The organism is Pseudomarimonas arenosa (genome assembly GCF_014841215.1).
In the GTDB taxonomy this organism is placed as follows: Bacteria; Pseudomonadota; Gammaproteobacteria; order Xanthomonadales; family Xanthomonadaceae; genus Pseudomarimonas; species Pseudomarimonas arenosa.
The window spans coordinates 1-19,171 of sequence record NZ_JACYTR010000079.1 but is presented as its reverse complement, the minus strand read 5'-3'; the positions used below and the strand labels follow the sequence as shown (position 1 = coordinate 19,171).

The 19,171-nt window shown below is 63.9% G+C and carries 12 protein-coding genes; 6 read left to right on the top strand and 6 right to left on the bottom strand.

The features are described 5' to 3' along the window. Positions 1-421 precede the first annotated feature (421 nt). On the bottom strand, positions 422-1,051 hold the full coding sequence (locus IFO71_RS20125; protein ID WP_192031481.1) for a DUF4126 domain-containing protein: 630 nt from the start codon (positions 1,049-1,051) through the stop codon (positions 422-424). A 93-nt stretch (positions 1,052-1,144) separates the two neighbouring features. On the opposite strand from IFO71_RS20125, the gene IFO71_RS20120 reads away from it, so the two are divergent. Both IFO71_RS20120 and IFO71_RS22550 read left to right on the top strand, forming a co-directional pair. Then, positions 1,145-1,780 (top strand): glutathione S-transferase N-terminal domain-containing protein, encoded by a 636-nt coding sequence (locus tag IFO71_RS20120; RefSeq protein WP_192031480.1) that lies wholly within the window; start codon positions 1,145-1,147, stop codon positions 1,778-1,780. Between the two features lie 57 nt (positions 1,781-1,837). Next, positions 1,838-4,957 carry a ligand-binding sensor domain-containing diguanylate cyclase gene (locus tag IFO71_RS22550; RefSeq protein ID WP_192031479.1) on the top strand — a complete coding sequence of 1,040 codons (3,120 nt, stop codon included), beginning with the start codon at positions 1,838-1,840 and terminating at the stop codon, positions 4,955-4,957. A 36-nt stretch (positions 4,958-4,993) separates the two neighbouring features. On the opposite strand, the gene IFO71_RS20110 is transcribed toward IFO71_RS22550, so the two are convergent. After that, positions 4,994-7,126: a hypothetical protein gene (locus tag IFO71_RS20110; protein ID WP_192031478.1), complete on the bottom strand. Its 2,133-nt coding sequence runs from the start codon at positions 7,124-7,126 to the stop codon at positions 4,994-4,996. A gap of 143 nt (positions 7,127-7,269) precedes the next feature. Here IFO71_RS20110 and IFO71_RS20105 point away from each other — a divergent pair, with 143 nt between their 5' ends. Then, positions 7,270-8,286, top strand: coding sequence for a 3-oxoacyl-ACP synthase III (locus IFO71_RS20105; RefSeq protein WP_192031477.1), 1,017 nt, complete (start codon positions 7,270-7,272; stop codon positions 8,284-8,286). Between the two features lie 683 nt (positions 8,287-8,969). Beyond that, positions 8,970-11,318, top strand: a complete 2,349-nt coding sequence (locus tag IFO71_RS20100; protein WP_192031482.1) for a S9 family peptidase — start codon at positions 8,970-8,972, stop codon at positions 11,316-11,318. A gap of 81 nt (positions 11,319-11,399) precedes the next feature. Here IFO71_RS20100 and IFO71_RS20095 read toward each other — a convergent pair whose 3' ends face one another. Together IFO71_RS20095 and IFO71_RS20090 are read right to left on the bottom strand one after the other, a co-directional pair. Beyond that, positions 11,400-11,756 (bottom strand): hypothetical protein, encoded by a 357-nt coding sequence (locus IFO71_RS20095; RefSeq protein ID WP_192031476.1) that lies wholly within the window; start codon positions 11,754-11,756, stop codon positions 11,400-11,402. A gap of 109 nt (positions 11,757-11,865) precedes the next feature. After that, the gene (locus IFO71_RS20090; RefSeq protein WP_192031475.1) at positions 11,866-14,925 is read right to left on the bottom strand and encodes a protein kinase domain-containing protein; all 3,060 of its coding nucleotides are present in this window, start codon (positions 14,923-14,925) and stop codon (positions 11,866-11,868) included. Positions 14,926-15,052: 127 nt separating this feature from the next. Between IFO71_RS20090 and IFO71_RS20085 the strand changes: the two genes are divergently transcribed. Continuing rightward, positions 15,053-16,261, top strand: coding sequence for a GGDEF domain-containing protein (locus IFO71_RS20085; RefSeq protein ID WP_192031474.1), 1,209 nt, complete (start codon positions 15,053-15,055; stop codon positions 16,259-16,261). Positions 16,262-16,298: 37 nt separating this feature from the next. Here the strand turns inward: IFO71_RS20085 and IFO71_RS20080 are convergent, their stop codons facing one another. Together IFO71_RS20080 and IFO71_RS20075 are read right to left on the bottom strand one after the other, a co-directional pair. After that, on the bottom strand, positions 16,299-16,781 hold the full coding sequence (locus tag IFO71_RS20080) for a S41 family peptidase (RefSeq protein ID WP_192031473.1): 483 nt from the start codon (positions 16,779-16,781) through the stop codon (positions 16,299-16,301). Between the two features lie 152 nt (positions 16,782-16,933). Beyond that, positions 16,934-18,490 carry a serine hydrolase domain-containing protein gene (locus tag IFO71_RS20075; protein ID WP_192031472.1) on the bottom strand — a complete coding sequence of 519 codons (1,557 nt, stop codon included), beginning with the start codon at positions 18,488-18,490 and terminating at the stop codon, positions 16,934-16,936. A gap of 113 nt (positions 18,491-18,603) precedes the next feature. On the opposite strand from IFO71_RS20075, the gene IFO71_RS22545 reads away from it, so the two are divergent. Continuing rightward, positions 18,604-18,732, top strand: a complete 129-nt coding sequence (locus IFO71_RS22545; RefSeq protein WP_232371387.1) for a diguanylate cyclase domain-containing protein — start codon at positions 18,604-18,606, stop codon at positions 18,730-18,732. Positions 18,733-19,171 lie beyond the last annotated feature (439 nt).

Below are 19,171 nucleotides of genomic sequence, written 5' to 3'. Positions count from 1 at the left end.
CGGTAGCGGGTTACCCGCCTACACCCCGACCGGCATGCGCTGGAATCGGTGACCGGCTTGGCGTGGAATCACTGACCGGCATGCCGTGGAATCTGCGACCGGCATGGCGTGGAATACGCAGGGGCTGAGGTGCAAGGGGAGTTGGACGAATTTCAGTGTCATGGGGGTTCGCCTATGGAGGGTTTCACTTCACTTGGCCTTTGATCAGCTGTTCATGCGATCGCCAGCAAGGTAGGGCGGGTTTCTAACCCGCCGCTTTGTTGTCGCGATTCGCCGAAATCACTTGCTTCACGTGATGAAGTCGAATGTTTAGAGTGGCGCGATTTGGCGGTGTCGTGTGTTCCCCTGGCGGGTCAAGACCCGCCCTACTGCCCTGGCCCGCCATCGCTACACCAAACACAGCGACGACGTGTCGAGACCCTTATCCCGGTCCGGCCGACTGTACACCGCTGCCGAACAACCTGCTTAACACTCGCTTTAGCGCACGCAGACTTTCGCGCAGCAGGCGCCACAGCTTGGGCAGCAGCCAGATCACGATCAGCATGAAGGTGATCAGCATGGCGACGAACAGCCACGGGTGTTGCCAGGCCAGCCACAGGCCAGCCAACACCAGGCCGTCTTCGCTGAAGCTGGCGAACCAGTTGCTGAAGGGCTCGGGCGAGTGATTGATCGCCGCGCGCGTGCCGGCCTTGGTCAGATGGGTGCCGGTGACGATACTGCCGCCAATCAGGCCGGCGGCGATCTGTGCCGCAGGACCGTGGTCACCCAGTGCTGCAATTGCCAGCGCGGTACCGCCGGGAATGCGGATAAAGGTATGCAGTCCGTCCCAGACCGAATCGAAGGCGGGAATCTTGTCGGCCAGAAACTCGCCGAGCAGCATGCCGCCGGAGGCGTACAGCACCCAGTCGTGCGACAAGGTGGCGAGATCGCCCGGCAGCACGATGTAGCCAAAGCGTTGCAGCATGCCGGCAAGAAAGACGGCCGCGTAGAGGCGGATGCCGCTAGCCCAGGCCAGGCCGGCGGCGAGCACGAATTCGGTCATCAGATCCATGCGTTAGCGCTCGGGCTCAGTCACTGGCCCATCCTTGCACAGCCCGGGCCTGGCATCCAAGCTGGGCCTTGCACATCGATTCGCGGAGGCAGCATGGCAGACCTAGTGTTGATTGGCCGGCAGAGTTCGCATTACACCCGGGTGGCGCGCATCTTCGCCCTTGAGCTGGGGCTGAGTCCGCGCTTTCAACCGATCTATCAGTTGATGAGCACGGATCAAACCTTGTTTGGCGATAACCCGGCATTGAAGCTGCCGATTCTGATGATCGACGGCCAGCCGCTGTACGGCACTCTGAATATCTGCCGCCAGCTGGCTCGCGAAGCCGGCGCAATGAACGAGATCTATTGGCCGGAGTTGGCAGGCAGCCTGCTGCAGATGAATGCACACGAATTGGTGGCGCATGCCATGGCTGCCCAGGTCGAAGTGGTGGCACACGAGTTCGTGCAGCAACGACCGGCCGATGAGGTGTCGAGCAAGCGGCGGCATAGCCTGCTGGCAACCCTGGCTTGGCTCGATAGCCGCTGGCCCGAAATCACCGCCGGACTGCCGCCGTGCCGACTCAGCTTTCTCGAGACAAGTCTATTTTGCTTGTTAAGTCACTTTCCGTTTCGCAATCCGATTGATCTTGTTCCCTATCCGCGTCTGAACGCCTTTTCCGAGCGCTTCGACCAGCGGCACTCGGCCGCCATCACCGCCTATTGCTTCGATCAGCCAGCCGCCGCCGGCTAGCGGCCCGCAATCGGTTCCGCGCATACTCAGGTCAAGGCGATCTCGCGGGGAGGGTGTGTGCGGCGGGTTTTCTTGCTGGGCGTGTTGCTGATCAGCGGAGCGTTGCCTGCCGCAGAGCGCGTGGCGCCCGGCAGTCATTACCTCAGTTTGCAGAACTACGGTCTGGAACATGGGCTGTCACAGCTGGCGGTCAATGCGATTGTCGAGGATGAACAGGGCTTTCTCTGGATCGGCACCCAGGAGGGCCTGAATCGCTTCGATGGTCATCACTTTCAGGTCTATTACGATGTCCTGATCAATGACGCCGGCATCCGCACCAGCAGTGTCAATGCACTGCTGGTCGAAGATCAGGACCGCTTGTGGATAGGCACCGACGATGCCGGTGCCGCACTGCGCGATCTGCGCAACGAGAGCCAGACAGCGCTCCATCACCCCGATTTGACCCGCAGCGCCATTCGGCATATCGCCAAGGCTGCCGAGGGCGGCGTCTGGCTGGCGATGGAGGGCCAGATCGCGCATGTCGATGCCGAGCGGCGTCTGGTCTACTCCAGCAATACGGTGGTTGATGTGGTTGGCCTGGTCAGCATCGAGGCAGGCGCCAGGGCATTCGCCTTGGATCGGCACTGCGGGCTGTGGCAGCTGTTGCCGGATCGCGCCGACGCCTTGCCCAGCCCGGCCACGGAGGGCGCCCGCTGCGCCGGCCTGCAGGCGGATGGCGAGCATCTGTGGCTGGCTGCCGCCGACGGTTCGGTGATCAACATTGATCAGCAGGGTCAGGTGCTGCAGCGTCGGCAGGCTGGCACCAAACGGGGGCAGTTGGTCGATCTCACGGCGATGCTGATCGACCAACAGCGCCGCCTCTGGCTGGGTTTTGCCGACGGCAATCTGATCCTGGCCGAGCTCGACCAGCCCTGGACGCCGCAGCCGGTGATGTTGGATGAGCCGCTGCAAAGCGGCATCGCGGTGATCTTCCAGAGTCGCGCCGGAGTGCTGTGGATCGGCAGCAGCACGCGCGGGCTGTTTCGCGCCCGTCACCTATCGGCGGCGGTGCGCCGCGATCTGCACTCAGCCATCGGTTTCGCCGCCCTGCCACAGCGCAGCATTCGTGCCATCTTCGGCGACCACTCGCATTGGCTGGTCGGCACCGATCAAGGCCTGTACTGGCGTCCGGTTGATCAGTCCGGATGGCAGATGGTCGACGCCATCGGTGTCACCTCGATCCGCAAGCTGCTGCCGGCCAGCCAAGGCGGCTGGTGGGTGGGCAGTCATCGCGGCGTCTGGCATTTGTCGCCAGACGGCGAGGCCCGCCGACTACCCGGCTCGGTCGATGCCCAGGTCACCGACCTTTTGCAGGAAGGCGAACAGTTGTGGGTAACCACACGCCATGGGTTGCTGCGTTACGTCGACGGTCTGCCGCTGGCCAGTCCGCTGACCGACCGCTTGAGCGGCGTGTTTCTCACCGTGTTGATGCGCGATTCGGAGGGGCGGCTGTGGCTGGGCAGCGACGATGCCGGGGTGTTTCGGGTCGCCAGCGACAACACGATCGAGCAGCTCACTGTCGGCAACGGTCGGCTCAGGCAAAACTCGGTCTGGTCGCTGCATCAGGACGCCGCGGCGATCTGGATTGGCACCTTTGGTGGCGGCCTGAACCGGATCGATCGAGCCAATGGAACCATCAGTGAAGTGCGTCGGCAGGAAGGTTTGACCAATGACGTCATCTATCGCATCGAGCCCGACCAAGGCGGAAACCTGTGGTTGAGTACCAACCGTGGCCTCAATGTGTACCAGCCGGCCAGCGGTCAGGTGCGCGTATTGATGCCGGGTGATGGCTTGCGCAATCGTGAGTTCAATAGTGGCGCAAGCTTTCGCGATGAGCAGGGGCTGCTGTACTTCGGTGGAACAGAGGGTGTTGATGTGATCGAGCCGGTGGCGCTGGAGGCATCGAGTCCGATGGCGCGGCCGGTGTTCACGTCGCTGCGCCTGCTTGGTCGGCGCGGTGGCAAGCTGACTGCCGCTGATGGCCACCAGCAGCTGCAGCGCGACCTGGTCTACGCCGAGCAAATTGAACTCGATCATCGCGACAGCGTGTTCGCCATTGGTCTGGTGGCGATTGAATTCAGCTCACCGGAAACGGCGCGCCTGCGCTATCGCATCGAAGGCATCGACAGCGATTGGGTGCAGCTCGAACAGCCCAGGACCGAGCTGATGTTGAGCTATCTGCCGGCGGGCGAGTATCAGCTCGAAGCGCAGGCCGCCGGTCATGTCGGTGAGTTTGCTGCGTCGCGGACCTTGCACCTGACCGTGGGTGCGCCGCCCTGGCGGCAACCCTGGGCTTATGCCGCTTATGGGCTGATGGCCCTGCTGGCCATGCTCTGGATGGCCAGCAGGATTGGCGCCAGCGCGCGCATCAAACGTGCCCAGATCGCGACGCTCAATCGCACCGTGGCCGAACGCACTGCAGCGCTTGAACATGCCAATCAACTGCTGCTGCGCAGCAATCAGGAGTTGGAGCGGGCCAGCCGGGTCGACCCCTTGACCCAGGTGTCCAATCGGCGTGATCTGCAGCGCTGGTTGCACGAGCAGGCCGCACAGTTGGCAGCGAACGGCGGCAGCGATGCGCATCTGCTGTTCTGTATCGTCGACATCGACGATTTCAAGGCGATCAATGATCGCCATGGCCACCAGGCCGGTGACGAAGTGCTGGTGGCCTTGGCCGGGCGTCTCAATCAGCTGTGTCGCAATCAGGATGTGGTGGTGCGCTGGGGCGGTGAGGAATTCCTGATCCTGGTGCGTAGCACAAGCTTTCCTGATGCGCCGCGGATCGCCGAGCGGCTGCGCAGCGCCATCAACGATAAACCCTTTGTGCTGGAATCCGGGCTGAGTCTGGCGGTGACCTGTTCGGTCGGCTTTGCACCCTGGCCGATGTTGCAGAGTGCTCCTGACGCCAGCAGCTGCGAGCAAAGCATCAATCTGGCCGATCGCGCCCTATATGCGGCCAAGGCGGCCGGCAAGAACGCCTGGGTCGGTCTGCTGCCAGATACCGGCCTGACGCGCGCCGCCTTGGCAGCGCTGTGTTCTGGCGCCACGCCTGAGCAGCTGCCGCCGGGCAGCCTGCGCTATCTGCACTCTTCAGAACAGGCGCCCGAGCTGCCACATGGTGTGCACGAATGGCAGTAGTAGCCCGATCTTAGCAACGAGCTTCGCCCGCCGCCCTCACTCACAATCCGCATTGCCCGCAGGTAGGGTCAGTCGTACCAGGCTCTGCTCGCCCGCTGCCCAGCCGGGTTCGCTGGGTGTCCAGCGCAGGACGGCCTGATCACAGCTGCTGAACTCAAGCTCGGCCTCGCCCCAGGGCAGGCGTTGGACGTCGGCCGGGGTCATCTCATCGCCAAAGCCGGTGCCGCGCGGACGCTGCAGACTGAAGCGCCAGCGCCCAGCCGAGACCTCACGTTCGGCAGCGCCGATCATCCAGGCCGGCCGGCCCTGCGGATCGTAGCTGTACCAGATCAGCACGCCGCGACCGAGGTCGTCGACCTGAAACTGAATGCCTTCGCCGGGCGCCGCCGGGCCACGGAACCAGCTGCCGCTGTAGCGGCTTTCGGCGCTGGGCTGCGGCGGCTGGATAAACACCAGGCAATGGCTGGGGGTGCGTGCGTTGACCGTCAGCTGGATCAGGCTGCGCTCGCCAAGCTGCCCGTCGGCACGGCGGTAGCGCAGGCTGCCCTGGCCGTAGGGCCCGTCGCCCTCGCCGCAGCGATCGAAGGCCAGGGTCAACTCGCCCCAGCGCTGACCCTGCACCGCGGCCGGATCAAACTCGGCGCCGAAGCGGGCGCCGCGATAGCGATAGGCGTCAGCCACATGGATGCCATCGGCACTGATTCGACCGCGGCCGACGATCCAGGCTTGCTGGTCATCGCTGCCGCTGTCGGGATAGGTGTACCAGGTCACGGTGGCGTCCAGGCCGCCTGGTAGCACCTCGACGATCCAGCCCTCGCCATCGAAGGCGGGATCGAACCAGGCGCCGCTGTGATCGGCATTGACCTGATCGTCGGTGGCCGGGCGGGCGCGAATACGGCTGCTCAGTGGAGCAACCTGGTAGTCGGCGTCGTAAGCGCAGCGCTCGCTGCCAGCGCCCGCCTGACAGCGCGATTGCAGCTCTGCCACCGTCGGCCGTTGTTCGCTGTCGATCCAGTCGCGCAGGCTGCTGAACGCCGCCAGCAGCTCGGCTCGGCTGAAGCCGCAATGCGAAGGCGCGGCCTCGCGCACAACCGCGCTCACAGCGCTGCTCGTTGCCTGCCCACTGGCCTGCAGCAAGGCATCAAGATGTTCAGGGAAGACCAGCTGATCGCCGTCGGTGTGCACCGCTAGCACCTTGGTGGCGCCCCAGCGGCCGGTCAGATCGGACACAGCGCCCAGTTTCACTGCCGCCAGCTGATCACGCTCGACCCGACGGATCAATTGGTTAGCGTCGGCGTCGCCGTAGTCAATCGACGCATTGCCGAGCCCGTGAAAGCCATTGAGCTTGCCCGGCTGGCGCACCAGATCGGATAGCGCATACAGGGCATAGCTGAGCTGGATCTTGAGAAAATCATCGCTGTTCACGCCGATCAGCGCCTTTAGCCGCGCCTTGCGCTGGCGCTGGGCCTCGGTATCGAAGATCGCCGGTTGAAACAGGCCGGTGCACTGACGGATGCGATTGGCGGCATTGGCCAGGGTCAACAGCGCGTCCGGATCATCGATATTGGACAGACTGCTCGGAATATCACTGAGATTGAGCAGCCAGGGCAGGGGCTCGGCGCCACCGGGCAGGGGCGAAGCGGGGCAGACGGCATCGAACAGCAGCCGCACATCAAGGGCCTGATCCCAGGTACGGGCACCGCCAGCCACCGGGCAGGCGGCCAGCACTCCGGCCGCCGGACGACCGGCAGCGTGCAGGAATTCGGCCGTCTTCAGACTGACCAAGCCGCCCAGCGAGCCGCCAAAGACAATGATTTCGCCCGGAGTGCCAATCAGCTGGTCGACCTCGGCCAACAGCGCCAGCTGGGCGCGTTCGAGGTTGAACATCGCCCAGCCGCCTTGGGCGTAGCTGCCGGCGGCGAGCGCATAGCCCTGCTGCAGCCAAGCCTGACGCACCTCTTCGTCCGGCGCGGTGGCAGGCGCGCCGGTCGGATCGGGGGGGCGCAGATCAAAGCCGTGGTTATAGATGATCAGGCGATCACCCGACTGCCAGCCAGCGGGTCGATCGATCTGAAACCGGCCCAGTTGATCGGGCAGGCTGCCCTGCAGGCGGGTTTCGGCCCGTGCCGCGAGTGTGCACAGGGAGGACAGGACGATAAGGAGAAGCACAGATGATGGGCGCATGCGCCAAGACTAGCGCCGATTGGGTGAATCAAGGCCAAGCCCGTACTGCGGCCAGCCAGCGGCGTTTGGCTTGCGGGCTCCAGCGCTTCAGAGTACCGTCCGACCGTTTCCCTGATGCGGATTGTCCTATGCTGTACCAGCACGTAGCCATTGCCTCGGTAGCTCACGTCGACGCGCCGGTGCGTCTCAGCTCGGCTGAGATCATGAGTCGACTGCAGCCCACCCTGGATCGGCTCGGCATTCGCGACAACCTGCTTGAAGACGTCGCCGGCATTCACGAGCGGCGCATCTGGGACGGCCCGGTGCAACCCTCGGATGCCGCCACCATGGCCGCGCAGAAGGCGCTGGCCGCCAGCGGCGTGCAGCGCGAGAACATTGGCATCCTGATCAACACCTCGGTCAGCCGCGATTTTCTTGAGCCCTCGACGGCTTCGATCGTGCACGGCAATCTCGGCCTGGCCGACACCTGCCAGAACTTCGATGTCGGCAATGCCTGCCTGGCCTTTCTCAACGGCATGGATATCGCCTCACGGATGATCGAGCGCGGCGATATCGACTACGCCCTGATCGTCAATGGCGAGACCAGCAATGAGATCGCTGAGCGCACCATCCAGCGTCTGTGCGGCCCGGACGTCACCGCCGAACAGTTTCGCAATGAGTTTGCCTCCTTGACCCTGGGCTCAGGCGGTGCCGCCATGGTGCTGGGGCGCGCCGAATTGCTGCCCAACGGACACCGCTTCCTCGGCAGCGTGACCCGGGCCGCCACCGAATTCAGCCACCTGTGCCGCGGCAACATGGATCGCATGGTCACCGATACCCGCACCCTGCTGGTGGAGGGCCTGAAGCTGGCCGCCAAGACCTTCCAGGCCGCCCGTGCGGCGATGGGCTGGGTGGCCTCTGAGCTGGACGAGTTCGTGATCCATCAGATCAGTCGCGTGCACACCGCCGCCATCGTGGATTTGTTGGGCATCGATCCAAAGAAGGTGCTGAACGTATTCCCCGAACACGGCAACATCGGCCCGGCTTCGGTGCCGATTGCGCTGTCCAAACTGGCCGAAAGCGGCCGTCTGCGCAAAGGCCAGCGGGTCGCCCTGATGGGCATCGGTTCGGGCCTGAACTGTTCGATGGCTGAGGTGGTGTGGTAGCGGTTTCGACCTGAGGCCCAGCCAAACGTGGGGCGGGGCGTGATCTGAGGTCTCCCGCTTTTTTGCCTAGTTTGTCGCGTCGAACAAAGCCAGGATCAACAGCAAGTAAGCAACAGCTTTCAGTCTGCCCCTCGGGCAGCCCGAGTCACTTTCTCTTGCGTCCCCAAGAGAAAGTAACCAAAGAGAAGGGGCCCGGGTCCAGCACGTCGCTTGCTGTGCCAAGCGCCGTGCCCTGCGCTACTCGCCAAGCTCGGGCCGGCGCGAACTCGGCCATCCATGGCCTCAAACAGGCGCGCCTTTCCTCCGAGCCTGGCTGCGTGGCTCGGCGCTGTACACGGGAGGTGCGCGCTTCCCCCTTGGACCGCCCACCATTCCGTTCCGCGCCCAGCGCACGAAGTACGAGCGGTGCGGCCAGGATGGCCGATCAACGGGTCCCGTGGGAACGCGGCACGTGGGGGACGAGAAGCCTGCAGGGGCATGCTCTCCGACATCCTCAATCCGAATCGGCCGATCCAGACCCGCCGCTTCGACACGCAATGCAGAGCGGTGGGTCAAGGCCCGCCCTGCGTGTTGCTCAGACCATAACCCCACCTCCGCAGCCAAGCTGTTAACCTCCGCGGGTTCTGTCTTGCGGAGAGTGACGCGTGCGTTCTGTTCTGAGCTTGTCGATTGCGGCCCTGTTGATGGGCCTGTCCGCCCCGTCTTCGATCCAGGCGCGTGCTGCGCAAGAGCTGGATTGGCGCGCCGAACTCGATCAGATCATGGCCCATCCGGATTGGATCGGCCCGTCGGTGGAGGCTCCGTTCTGGTCGCTGGACGGCGGTCAGCTGATCTACCAGTTAAAGCGCAACGGCAGCGGCGTGCGCGACTACTGGCAGGTCGATCTGGCCGAGGGCAAGCCGGGCAAGCTGGCCGATGAGGCCCTGGCCGAGCTGGACGGGCCAAGTCCGGTGTACGACAGTGTCGGCGAGCGCGCGGCCTTCGTCCGCAACGGCGACATCTTCGTCCGCAATCTGGTCAGTGGGGCGCTGCAACAGCTCACCCGCACTGCCAGCGCCGAATCGGCACCGCAGTTTTCCCTGGATGGCCGCTGGTTGAGCTGGCGTCAGGGCAGCAGCTGGGAGCGCCATGACTTCCAGCGCGGCCTGACCGAGCCGCTGGTGGAACTGAAGGCGGAGAAGGATCCAGCCAGCAAGGCACTCGATCCGCTGGCCGAAATGCAGCTGCGACTGATCGAGACCCTGGCTCGCGAAAAGCAGGATCGCGAAACACGCCATGCACGCGAGCAGGAGCTGCGCGCCGCCGATGGCAGTCGCGCCGCGGCGCCGATCTATTTGGGCGAGGGCATCGAGATCATTTCGATCAGCCTCTCACCCAACACACAGTTTGCCTTGGTGGTGACTGAGCCAAAGGGCGCCGACAAGGGCCGCGCTGGCAAGATGCCGAAGTACGTCACCGAAAGCGGTTACGAAGAATTCGAAGACGTGCGCACCCGGGTCGGTCGCAATCCACCCCTGGGTCAGGGCTTGAAATGGGTCAATCTGAGTAGTGGCGAAGTGATCGAGCTGGCCTTGGATGGCCTGCCGGGCATTGCGCAGGATCCGCTGGCCGAACTGCGTGCCGCGGCCAAACAGGAACCACTGAAAGGTCCACGCCCGCTGCGCGTCGATGACATCGTCTGGAATCGACAGGGCGATCGCGCAGCGCTGATGCTGCGCGCGGTAGACAACAAGGATCGCTGGATCGCCAGCAGCGCCATCAGTCAGCCGGCGCTGGCGGCGCGTCACCGGCTCACAGATCCGGCCTGGATCAACTGGAACTTCAACGACTACGGTTGGCTGCCCGACGGCCGCACTCTTTGGTACCTGTCAGAAGAAACCGGCTACTCGCATCTGTATCGTGTCGAAGACCGCGATCGGGCCAAACCCAAGGCGCTGACCCGGGGTCGTTGGGAAGCGTCTTCAGTGCGCTGGACACGCGAGGGTGAGACCGCCTACTTCATCTGCAATCGCGACTGGCCGGGCGACTACGAGGTGTGCAGCGCTTCGGTCGATGGCGGACGGGTCAGCGAGGTCACTGCGCTCGACGGCGTCGAGGACTTTGTGCTGTCACCGAATGAGCAGCGCCTGGCCTTGCGTGCCTCGGCCCACCACACGCCGCCGCAGCTGGTCTTGCACGATATCGCCGCCGACCAAAGTCGCTGGCTCACCGATACCCGCAGCGAGCAGTTCAAGGCGCGCAGCTGGCAGGCACCCGAATACGTCCAGGTGCCGTCAAAGCACGGTGCCGGAAAGATCTGGGGCAAGCTGTATCGGCCCACGGCCATGGAGCCGGGCAAGCGCTATCCGATCGCCCTGTTCGTGCACGGTGCTGGCTATCTGCAGAATGTGTTTGCCCGTTGGCCGAATTACTTCCGCGAACAGATGTTCAACGAGCTGCTAGTTAAGCAGGGCTATGTCGTGCTCGATCTCGACTATCGCGCCTCGGAAGGCTACGGCCGCGACTGGCGCACGGCGATCTACCGACAGATGGGTCATCCGGAGCTGGAGGACTATCTCGACGGCATCGACTACCTGGTGAAAGAGCATCAGGGTGATCGTTCGCGGGTCGGCATCTATGGCGGCAGCTACGGTGGATTCATGGCCTTCATGGCCCTGTTCCGCGCGCCTGACGCCTTCCACGCCGGCGCTGCCCTGCGCCCGGTCACCGACTGGACGATGTACAACCACGAGTACACATCGAACATCCTCAATACGCCGCAGCTCGATCCCGAGGCCTACAGGAAATCCTCACCGATCGAATACGCCGATCAGCTCAAGGGGCAGTTACTGATTGCTCATGGCATGATCGATGACAACGTGTTCTATCAGGACTCGGTGCGCCTGGCGCAGCGTCTGATCGAACTGAAGAAGGGCGGCTGGGAGCTGGCCAGCTATCCGCTGGAGCGGCATGGCTATGTGCAGCCGGAAAGCTGGTATGACCAGTACCGTCGCATCTTTGAATTGTTCGAGCGAACGCTGGCGCCGCGCTGAAGGCCTCCAGGATGGAGGTCTCAGCAGCCTGCTAGGGCCGGGCACCCTGCGCACGATCGGATGACCGTGCGCAGGCCTCACTTAGCGGATGCGGGCAAACACCTGCGGAACGTTGTTCTCGATTTCAGGGTCGCGGCCAACGATTGACCCATCGCAGAGTTCGACCTTGATCTCGTAGTGGAACTTGCCGCGCGGATTGGACTTGGCCCGATTGATCGCTGTCCACGCTCGGCCATCCTCTGACTCAGCCTCGATTTCCTTGAACACGCGTCGGCCCGCACGCTCAAAGCAAACGCCGAGGATGCGTTTGATGTCGGTGTTCTCATCCTCCAGATACCACTGCACGATCACCTTGTCCGAGCGGATATCGACGCAGACCGGCTCGGCGTAAGGGGCGCCATCTTTGAGCTCAACCTTGATCCTGTAATCAGCAGCCATGTGACCTCCTGTGGGCAGTTGCCGGGCGACACTAACATGAAACTTGGATCTGGATCTTTCGATCGCAGAGACTGCGGTGGCGACGCTGTGCTGACGACGCCGTGCTGTCTCAGAGGAGCGGCGGAAGGCCGACCTCGCGCGGCAGGATTCGCTCAGATACCCCGGCAGACAGCAGACTGCTTAGCAGGGCGGTGGCTTGCTTGCGCTGACCGAGCCGGTTCCACAGGCGTGCCCGCAGCAGGCTGAAGTCCAGGCCGTGCTGCCCATCGATCACCCGTAGAGCGTCGCGCCAGTGCCGCTCGGCAGCGGCCGAGTTACCTTGGGCGCTGGCCTGGTCACCCAAGGTCAGCTCCCACAGCGTTTGTGCCAGCAAGCGCGCCGGTGCGTGTTTGTCGTCGATTGTCTGCTCCCGCAACAAGGCATGCAGGCGTGGGTTGGCTTGTTCGGGGAACAGTATCTGGGCTGTCGACTCCAGCGGCAGCTGCAAGCCGACTCGCTCCGACGCCGGTTCGATGTTGGCTGCGTCAAGCTCCTCGCTGCATTGCTGCAGAACCGCGGCGCCGCGTTGTGTTTCCTGCTGTTCGGCCAGCAGGCTGACCAGTCGCTTGCAAGCAGTGACGTAATCATTCCACTTCGGCAGGTTCTGCGGATCGTTCAGCGCCAGACCACGACTGATCGAGTGGGAGACCCGGCAGGCATCGATCGCTTCGACGGGCTGACCGCTGAACCACAGACCACGACAATGAAATCCGGCGGCCTTGGCAAAGCGCTGCTGGTTGAGTGCGTTGTCCGATTCGCTCTCGCTCAGGCCCTGGGCAATTGCAAACTCCGCCGCATAGAGTTGCGCCGCACGTTGATACTGGCCGGACTTTTCGGCCAGATAGCCAAGCTTGTTGTTGGCATTGGCCAGCATGCGCAGGTGAGCAGGCGAGCTGTCTTGCCGCTGTTCGAGCAGGTGCAGGTAGCGCGTGTAGTAGTCACTCGCGGCGTCGAGGTCACCAAGCTGTTCGTACAGTGAGCCGAGATTCGACCAGGCATAGCCTTGCTCGCGGGTCCAGGTGTCACGGCTGCCCAGGCCAGCGTCGAGCATGCGTTGGGCGGTGCGCTCGTACGCCTGAAAGAACGGCGTAGCCTCGGCCACGTCACCGCGTTGCCAGGCCACATAGCCGGACCAGAACTCGGCCTGCGCCTTTTCAAACGCGTAGCTTGGTTCTCTGGGGTCGAGCGCGTGCAGCTGGTTGGCCAGCTTGAGCGACTCTGCCATCGCTTCGGCGGCCTGCGGGTAGCGACCCTGCTGGGCCATCACCTCACCGAGCTGGTACAGGGCTTTCACCCGGCTTAACAGTTCGTTTGGCGTGAGTGACGAGGCATCGACCGTCGCGAAATAATTCTTGGCGGCGTCACCCACGCCGTCCAGCACATCCAGTCGGCCCAGCTTGCTGAGCTTGCCGCGCAGATCGTTGAGCATGAAGGAAATCAACTGCTCGGCCTGATCGCGGCGCGCCTCGGCCTCGCGGCGGGCGTCCATCGCCTGCTTGGCGGCGTAGCCCACCAGGGCCAGCACCAGGATCAGACTGCCGCTCAGCCCCAGCGCCCAGCGCTTGCGCCGTTGCGCCTTGATCAGCGCCACCCGGTTGGCCTTGGCCTCGGACTCCGCCTGACGTTTGGCGGCCAGGCGCCGGTGGCGTTCTGGCAGGGCGCGCAGGTCGTGGGCGACCCGGGCGGCACTGGTCGGGCGTCGCATGGGGTCGCCGTCGACCAGACTGGCAATGTCCGCGGCCAGCAATTCGTCCTGGATATCGCGCTGCCATCCCGGTGCCAGGGCCTTGAACTGCCCGGCAGCCAGCTCATACAGCATCACGCCGAGGGCATACAGGTCGGCCTGCATGCTTGCCGCCTTCCCCTCCAGCAGTTCCGGCGCCATATACAGTTGGGTGCCAGCGGTGGGGCTGGCGTGCAGGGCTTCGGTGAAGCCAGCCATGGTGATGCCGCGAGCCAGCAGCTGGCCGCGGTCGGTGATCAGGCCGATGCCGAAATCGGTCAACACTGCCTGCGGTGTTTCGCCGCCACGAATCAGCACATTGGCCGGCTTGATGTCCTTATGCAGCACCCCCACCGAATGGGCCGCGCCCAGCGCATCGGCGACCTGCGCGACCAGCTCGATGCGCCGCTGTAGCGGGATGGCCTGCAGGCCGCCGGCGGCCTCGGCGTAGCTCAGTAAGTCACCGCCTTCGACGTATTCGATCTCCAGGTAGAACGGCGACTGATTGAGTTGCCAGTCGAAGATCTGCGCGATGTCCCTGCGGTCGCCAATCGCCTCCTTGATCAGACGAAACACCGTGACCTCGCGCTTCAGCGAACGCAGGTGTTCGGCATCGTGACAGAACTTCAACACCCGACGATCGCGGCTCTGGCCGTGTTCGATCAGCCACACCTCGCCGAAGCCGCCACTGCCGAGTTTCTTCACCAGACGCCACTGCGGCCGCTCCGGCACCGGCAGGCCCGGCCCCGGACGCCAGCCCAGCAGAAGGGCCTCTTCATCGCTGACTTCGCGTACTGCCTTGTCGCTGTCCGGCGGCCGATTCAGCGGTGCCTGACCCGGCACGCCGACCTCGAACACTTCGATCGGCTCGTCCATGCCTTTCAATCGGTAGCAACCGTGCGCCACCCAGGCCGGGGACAGCTCGCTGAGGTCGGTGCCGGCGCGTCTGGCAGCATCAAAGGCCCGCCGACTGAGCAGGGTCTGACCGCCCTGCGCCAGTGACATCAGTCGCGCGGCCACCGGTTTGGCCATGCCGTCGACTTCCAGTGGTTTGGCGCCGCGGGCGATATCGGCCTGCTCATTCGGATGCAGGAACAATTCGCCCTGATGGATGCCGACCCGTGCCCGCCACTGCACCCCGCACTCGGCCGAGAACTCGCGCAGCAAACGGTGATAGTGCAGGGCAAACAGCACGGCATCAGCAGCGCGGGCGAACAGCAGCAAGAAGCCATCGCTCTTGTCGATCTCCTGGCCGTGATGCTCGGCCAGCAGATCGCGTGCGCGTCGATCATGCTGCAGCTGCAGCTCATGCGCGCGGGCATCGCCCAGCTCGGCCAGCAGACGGGTGCTGTCAACCAGATCGGTGATCAGAACACTGCGCTGTTCAACAACGCTTGGCGACGGCATGCGATGCGAAGGCCAGAGAGGGGCGCGCGGTCATCTTCACATATCGAACTTGCTATTCACAACGTCGTCGCGCCCGGCGCTTGCATACCGCAGTAAGCTAGGACGCTCGGTGCAAGTGGTGCAGGCAATGCTCGACGAACGCACCATCATGGTGGTGGCCATCGTGGCGCAGGTCTTGATGGCCTTGCTTGCCCTCGCCTTGCGCCGTTCGCAGCGCGAGTTCGCGCCAGGCCTGAGCCAGTGGGCCGCCGGCCTGATCATGATGAGTATCGGTGCAGCGATCACCCTGCTCAATGCCGGCAGTCTGGCGCGCGGCAGTCTGGCGCTTAGCAATGCGTTCTATCTTTCCGGCATCGGCCTGCTGGGCTTTGGACTGATGCGCTTTCTGCATCGGCAACCCAGCGTGCAGCGCTGGCTGCTGACTACCCTCGCGTTCTTCCTGGGTGGCGTGTGGCTGAGCGCCAGCGCCGATCAGTCGCCGTGGCGGATCTCCCTGTTCATGCTGCAACAGGGCGGGGTGGCCCTGCTGGCGATCCAGGCGGTGTTCCGCCATCCCGACGAACGTGGTCTGCTTGGTGCGCGGGTGATTCAGGCCGCCATGGTCCTGCTGTTGCTGGCGGCCAGCTTTCGCGCCGGGTTGGCAATGCTGAATCTGACCTCGGTGCGACTGCTGGCCGGCAGCCCGGTGGTGTGGTCATTCCTCGGCGCGGTCAGTCTGGCTCAGATACTGACCACCATTGGCCTGATTCTGATGACTGGCGAGCGGGTGCAACGGCGACTGGAGCAGCTGGCCAGCCACGATTCACTTACCGGCCTGCTGACCCGCGGCGGCTTCAATCAGTTTGCTCAGCAGATCCTTGCGACAGCCAAACGCGAGGTTAAGGAGGTCGGTTTCCTGATGATCGATATCGACCACTTCAAGCAGATCAACGACCGCCACGGTCACGACATTGGCGATCGCATACTCAGCGCCGTGGCACAGCGCATCGACGCCGGATTGCGCGAGATCGACATCGTCAGCCGCTATGGCGGCGAGGAGTTTGCCGTGCTCCTGCCGAGCTCCAATGCGGAGCAGACCCGCGCCGCCGCGGAGCGACTTTGTCGGGCAGTTGCACACAGCAGGTTCGACGTCGGGCACACGCAACTGGCGGTGACAGTCAGTGTCGGGTTCACCAGTGCGCGGCCCGAGCAGGCCAGCGTTGAGCAACTGTACGTGGAAGCCGATCAAGCCCTGTACGCGGCCAAGCGCGCTGGGCGCAACCGGGTGGTTGCGGCAGGACAGCTGCCCGGCCGCATTGAGAACGGCATTGAGACGGGGCAGCAGAAGCAGAGTTGATCGGCCAGGAGCGGCCGTTCGCGACCAGGTCTGCCGATCACCTTCGCTCGATGGACGCGGTCGCCAATCGAATCGCAATGCTAAGGCTGTCTTCTGGAGCCGCTTGCGTATCCGGCGCGACGCCCACGCCCTCCCAGTCCGACTTCGTAACCGGATTGATATTCCTGTACGTAGAGAACCGGCCGATGAAGTGCTGGTCGATCGGAAGCGAACCAACAAGGTGAGCAATTCCGTTGGTTCCTTGCCCCACGGTCTTCGCCTTTCCGAAACTCTGCAAGGCGTAGGTAAACAGCTCGGCCGCGTTTTCCATCTCTATCCAATAATCGAAGGCTTTTGCCTCGATGCCCTGGTCTCTCAACACTGAGAGCGGGCACTCAAGGACGTTGACGTCTTCAGACCACGTTCGCTCGGCGTTGGTGAAGCCGGCACGCGTAGCGCTGCCCTCGCCGAGGTTATCCGTTGACGGTGTGGGTGTGACGGGGGCTGGAACGGAGGACTTGCTTCGAAACCAGGTAAACATGAAAGCGCTTTATTCACCAACAGGTGCGGGGCCGAGAATGCCTGTTTGCATTTTGCATCCAGCCCAACGCTCAGGGCTATGCAGCTCGCTATCGGCTTCTGCCAACGCGATAGCTCAATCTCGGCTGCCCGGGCATCAACCGTGCTTGCACCCTAACGCACCTGCTGTGGCAGCATGCGCGCGCCTGGCGGACGCCTGCGTCGGCGCCATACCAGCATTGCGCAGAGCATGGCGATCGTGGCGCTGGTCACCAGTGCCGGTAGGGTGTACGAGCGGGCCAGTCGCTTGATCTCTTCGCCCGGGCGCGCGAGGTCGATCGGCAGTGCCTGATCGGTCAACGCTGCATCCAGGCTGTCACCTTCGCCATCGGGCCAGAATCGCATGGCCGCCACGTTACCTTGCGCATCACGCAGCACTTGCAGGCGGGTGAAACCATCCGGATACACGAACGTGTCATCGGCGACCGCGGTGAGGGTGTAACGCGGCCCGCCAGTGCGCTGGGCAGTCAGCATTCCGTCGATCACCCGCAGCTCGCGCGTGGCCTCGACGTCGACGCGATACACGCCTTCATACCGGCCGAGTACGGCCGGGTCGATAACCACGGCCGTGACCGGTGGATAGGGCGCGCCCAAGGCAGCGGCAGCCAGACGGCGCGCCAGCGATTCTGGATCCTGCACCCCGTATGCGGTCTCGCTGTTCTGCAGCACGGCGACGGTGATATGCGCCGCCGGCACATACATCAGGTGCGAGGTGAAGCCAGGGATGCCCCCGCTGTGCTGGAGCGCCGGGTTGCCGCGCACAGTGGTGGTCCCGATGCCGAAGCCATACCCGGGCTCCTTCGCCTTGCCGATCGGCGTGATCATCCGTTTGTAGGTCGCAGGTTTAAGCAGCTGCGCCTGATGCAGGCCCCGATTCCAGCGCGCCAAGTCGTCTACGGTCGATACCAGCGCGCCCGCGGCGTGAGGTTGAGTCATGCTGATCCCCGGGGGAGGCGTCAGATTCGGGCCGTCCACGATGTACCCCTTGACCTGGCGAGCGACGATCGCCGGGTCTGCCCCATAGCCGGTGTCCTGCATGCCGAGGGGCTGGAACAATGCCCGCTCGAGATAGCGGTGCCATGGCTCGCCCGTGGCTGCCTCGATCACGGCACCCACGAGCACGTAACCCGAATTGTTGTAGCCCCACGCTTCGCCCGGCGCGAAGTCCGGAGCTGCGCGCTTGAAGTAGTCCACCATCTGCTCGGTGGTGAGATCTCGCCGGATCCGCTCGCGCCAGGTCCCGGGCATTTCGGTGTAACTCTTGATACCGGACGTGTGGTTGAGAAGGTGCTCGATCGTGATGCGCGCACCGTCGGGATACGTCGGCAGGTATTTCGAAAGTGGATCGTCCAGCGCGACCTTTCCGGCGTCGACCAGCGTCAACAGCCCCGCTGCGGCGATCTGCTTGGTGACCGAACCGATCCGGAACAGATCGCCCGGCGCGAGGGGCACGTTGGCTCCGACGTCGGCTTTGCCGCGCGCGCCCCGATACAGCACATCGTCACCGCGCATGACCAGAACCGCTACCCCGGGTGCGTCGCTGCTGTAGACGCCCGCGACCAGCGCTTCGGCGTAGCGCTCGAAGTCGGCCGGCGCAGGCGGTGGTGCCGCTGCGGCGACCTGTAATAGCAGCGATCCAGACAGGAAGAGTGTCACGCCGATTCGCTGCATTTGCAGGTGCCTCCTTACGCATGCCTGATTGGCACCAAGCGCGCAGGGTATCCGCAAACCACGTGGGCCGGGCTGTCCGCATTCAGCGTGACGTCATTTGCCGAAGCTGCATCGTGGATGTCCGGCCCGTCGACCACTTCAAGCAGATCAACGACCGCCACGGTCACGACACGTGCGACCGCCTACTCAGTGCCATGGCCCAGCGCATCGACGCCGGACTGCGCGAAATCGTCAGCCGGTGAATTCTCTGCTCGAATGTCCGCTTTGGCGCGGACTTCAATTTCCGTGATGGACTGCTTTGGGTTGGATCTTGCCCTCTGGCGCAGAACTTGCCGTTCCAGCATAAGTCTCGGTCGCAAACGGCCAGGAGCAGGCGCGTGGGTACCTTCAGGGCTCGCTTCGGTGAGGCACCCTTCGACAAGCTCAGGGTGCGTCAAGGCGATTCCATCGCTACCGCCCTCGGACTCTCATCCCCTTTCGGGCTGTCTCTCAGTGCGAACAGGGCAAGCCATCGTCCGCTTCGGGTACGGGTCGCCGCCACGCTGGCTGAGCTTGTCAAAGCCAGCCGACCCAGCATTGCAACCTCAATGCTCGCGTGGGCACCTTCAGGGCTCGCTTCGCTGAGGCACCCTTCGACAGGCTCAGGGTGCGTCAAGGCGATTCCATCGCTACCGCCCTCGG

Bases quoted from the DNA above. Each gene is read 5' to 3' on its own strand.
- IFO71_RS20075 (WP_192031472.1), bottom strand. From the start codon at position 18,490: ATGCAGCGAATCGGCGTGACACTCTTCCTGTCTGGATCGCTGCTATTA.
- IFO71_RS20105 (WP_192031477.1), top strand. From the start codon at position 7,270: ATGCTGTACCAGCACGTAGCCATTGCCTCGGTAGCTCACGTCGACGCG.
- IFO71_RS20100 (WP_192031482.1), top strand. From the start codon at position 8,970: ATGGGCCTGTCCGCCCCGTCTTCGATCCAGGCGCGTGCTGCGCAAGAG.
- IFO71_RS20125 (WP_192031481.1), bottom strand. From the start codon at position 1,051: ATGGATCTGATGACCGAATTCGTGCTCGCCGCCGGCCTGGCCTGGGCT.
- IFO71_RS20120 (WP_192031480.1), top strand. From the start codon at position 1,145: ATGGCAGACCTAGTGTTGATTGGCCGGCAGAGTTCGCATTACACCCGG.
- IFO71_RS20095 (WP_192031476.1), bottom strand. From the start codon at position 11,756: ATGGCTGCTGATTACAGGATCAAGGTTGAGCTCAAAGATGGCGCCCCT.
- IFO71_RS20085 (WP_192031474.1), top strand. From the start codon at position 15,053: ATGCTCGACGAACGCACCATCATGGTGGTGGCCATCGTGGCGCAGGTC.
- IFO71_RS20080 (WP_192031473.1), bottom strand. From the start codon at position 16,781: ATGTTTACCTGGTTTCGAAGCAAGTCCTCCGTTCCAGCCCCCGTCACA.
- IFO71_RS20090 (WP_192031475.1), bottom strand. From the start codon at position 14,925: ATGCCGTCGCCAAGCGTTGTTGAACAGCGCAGTGTTCTGATCACCGAT.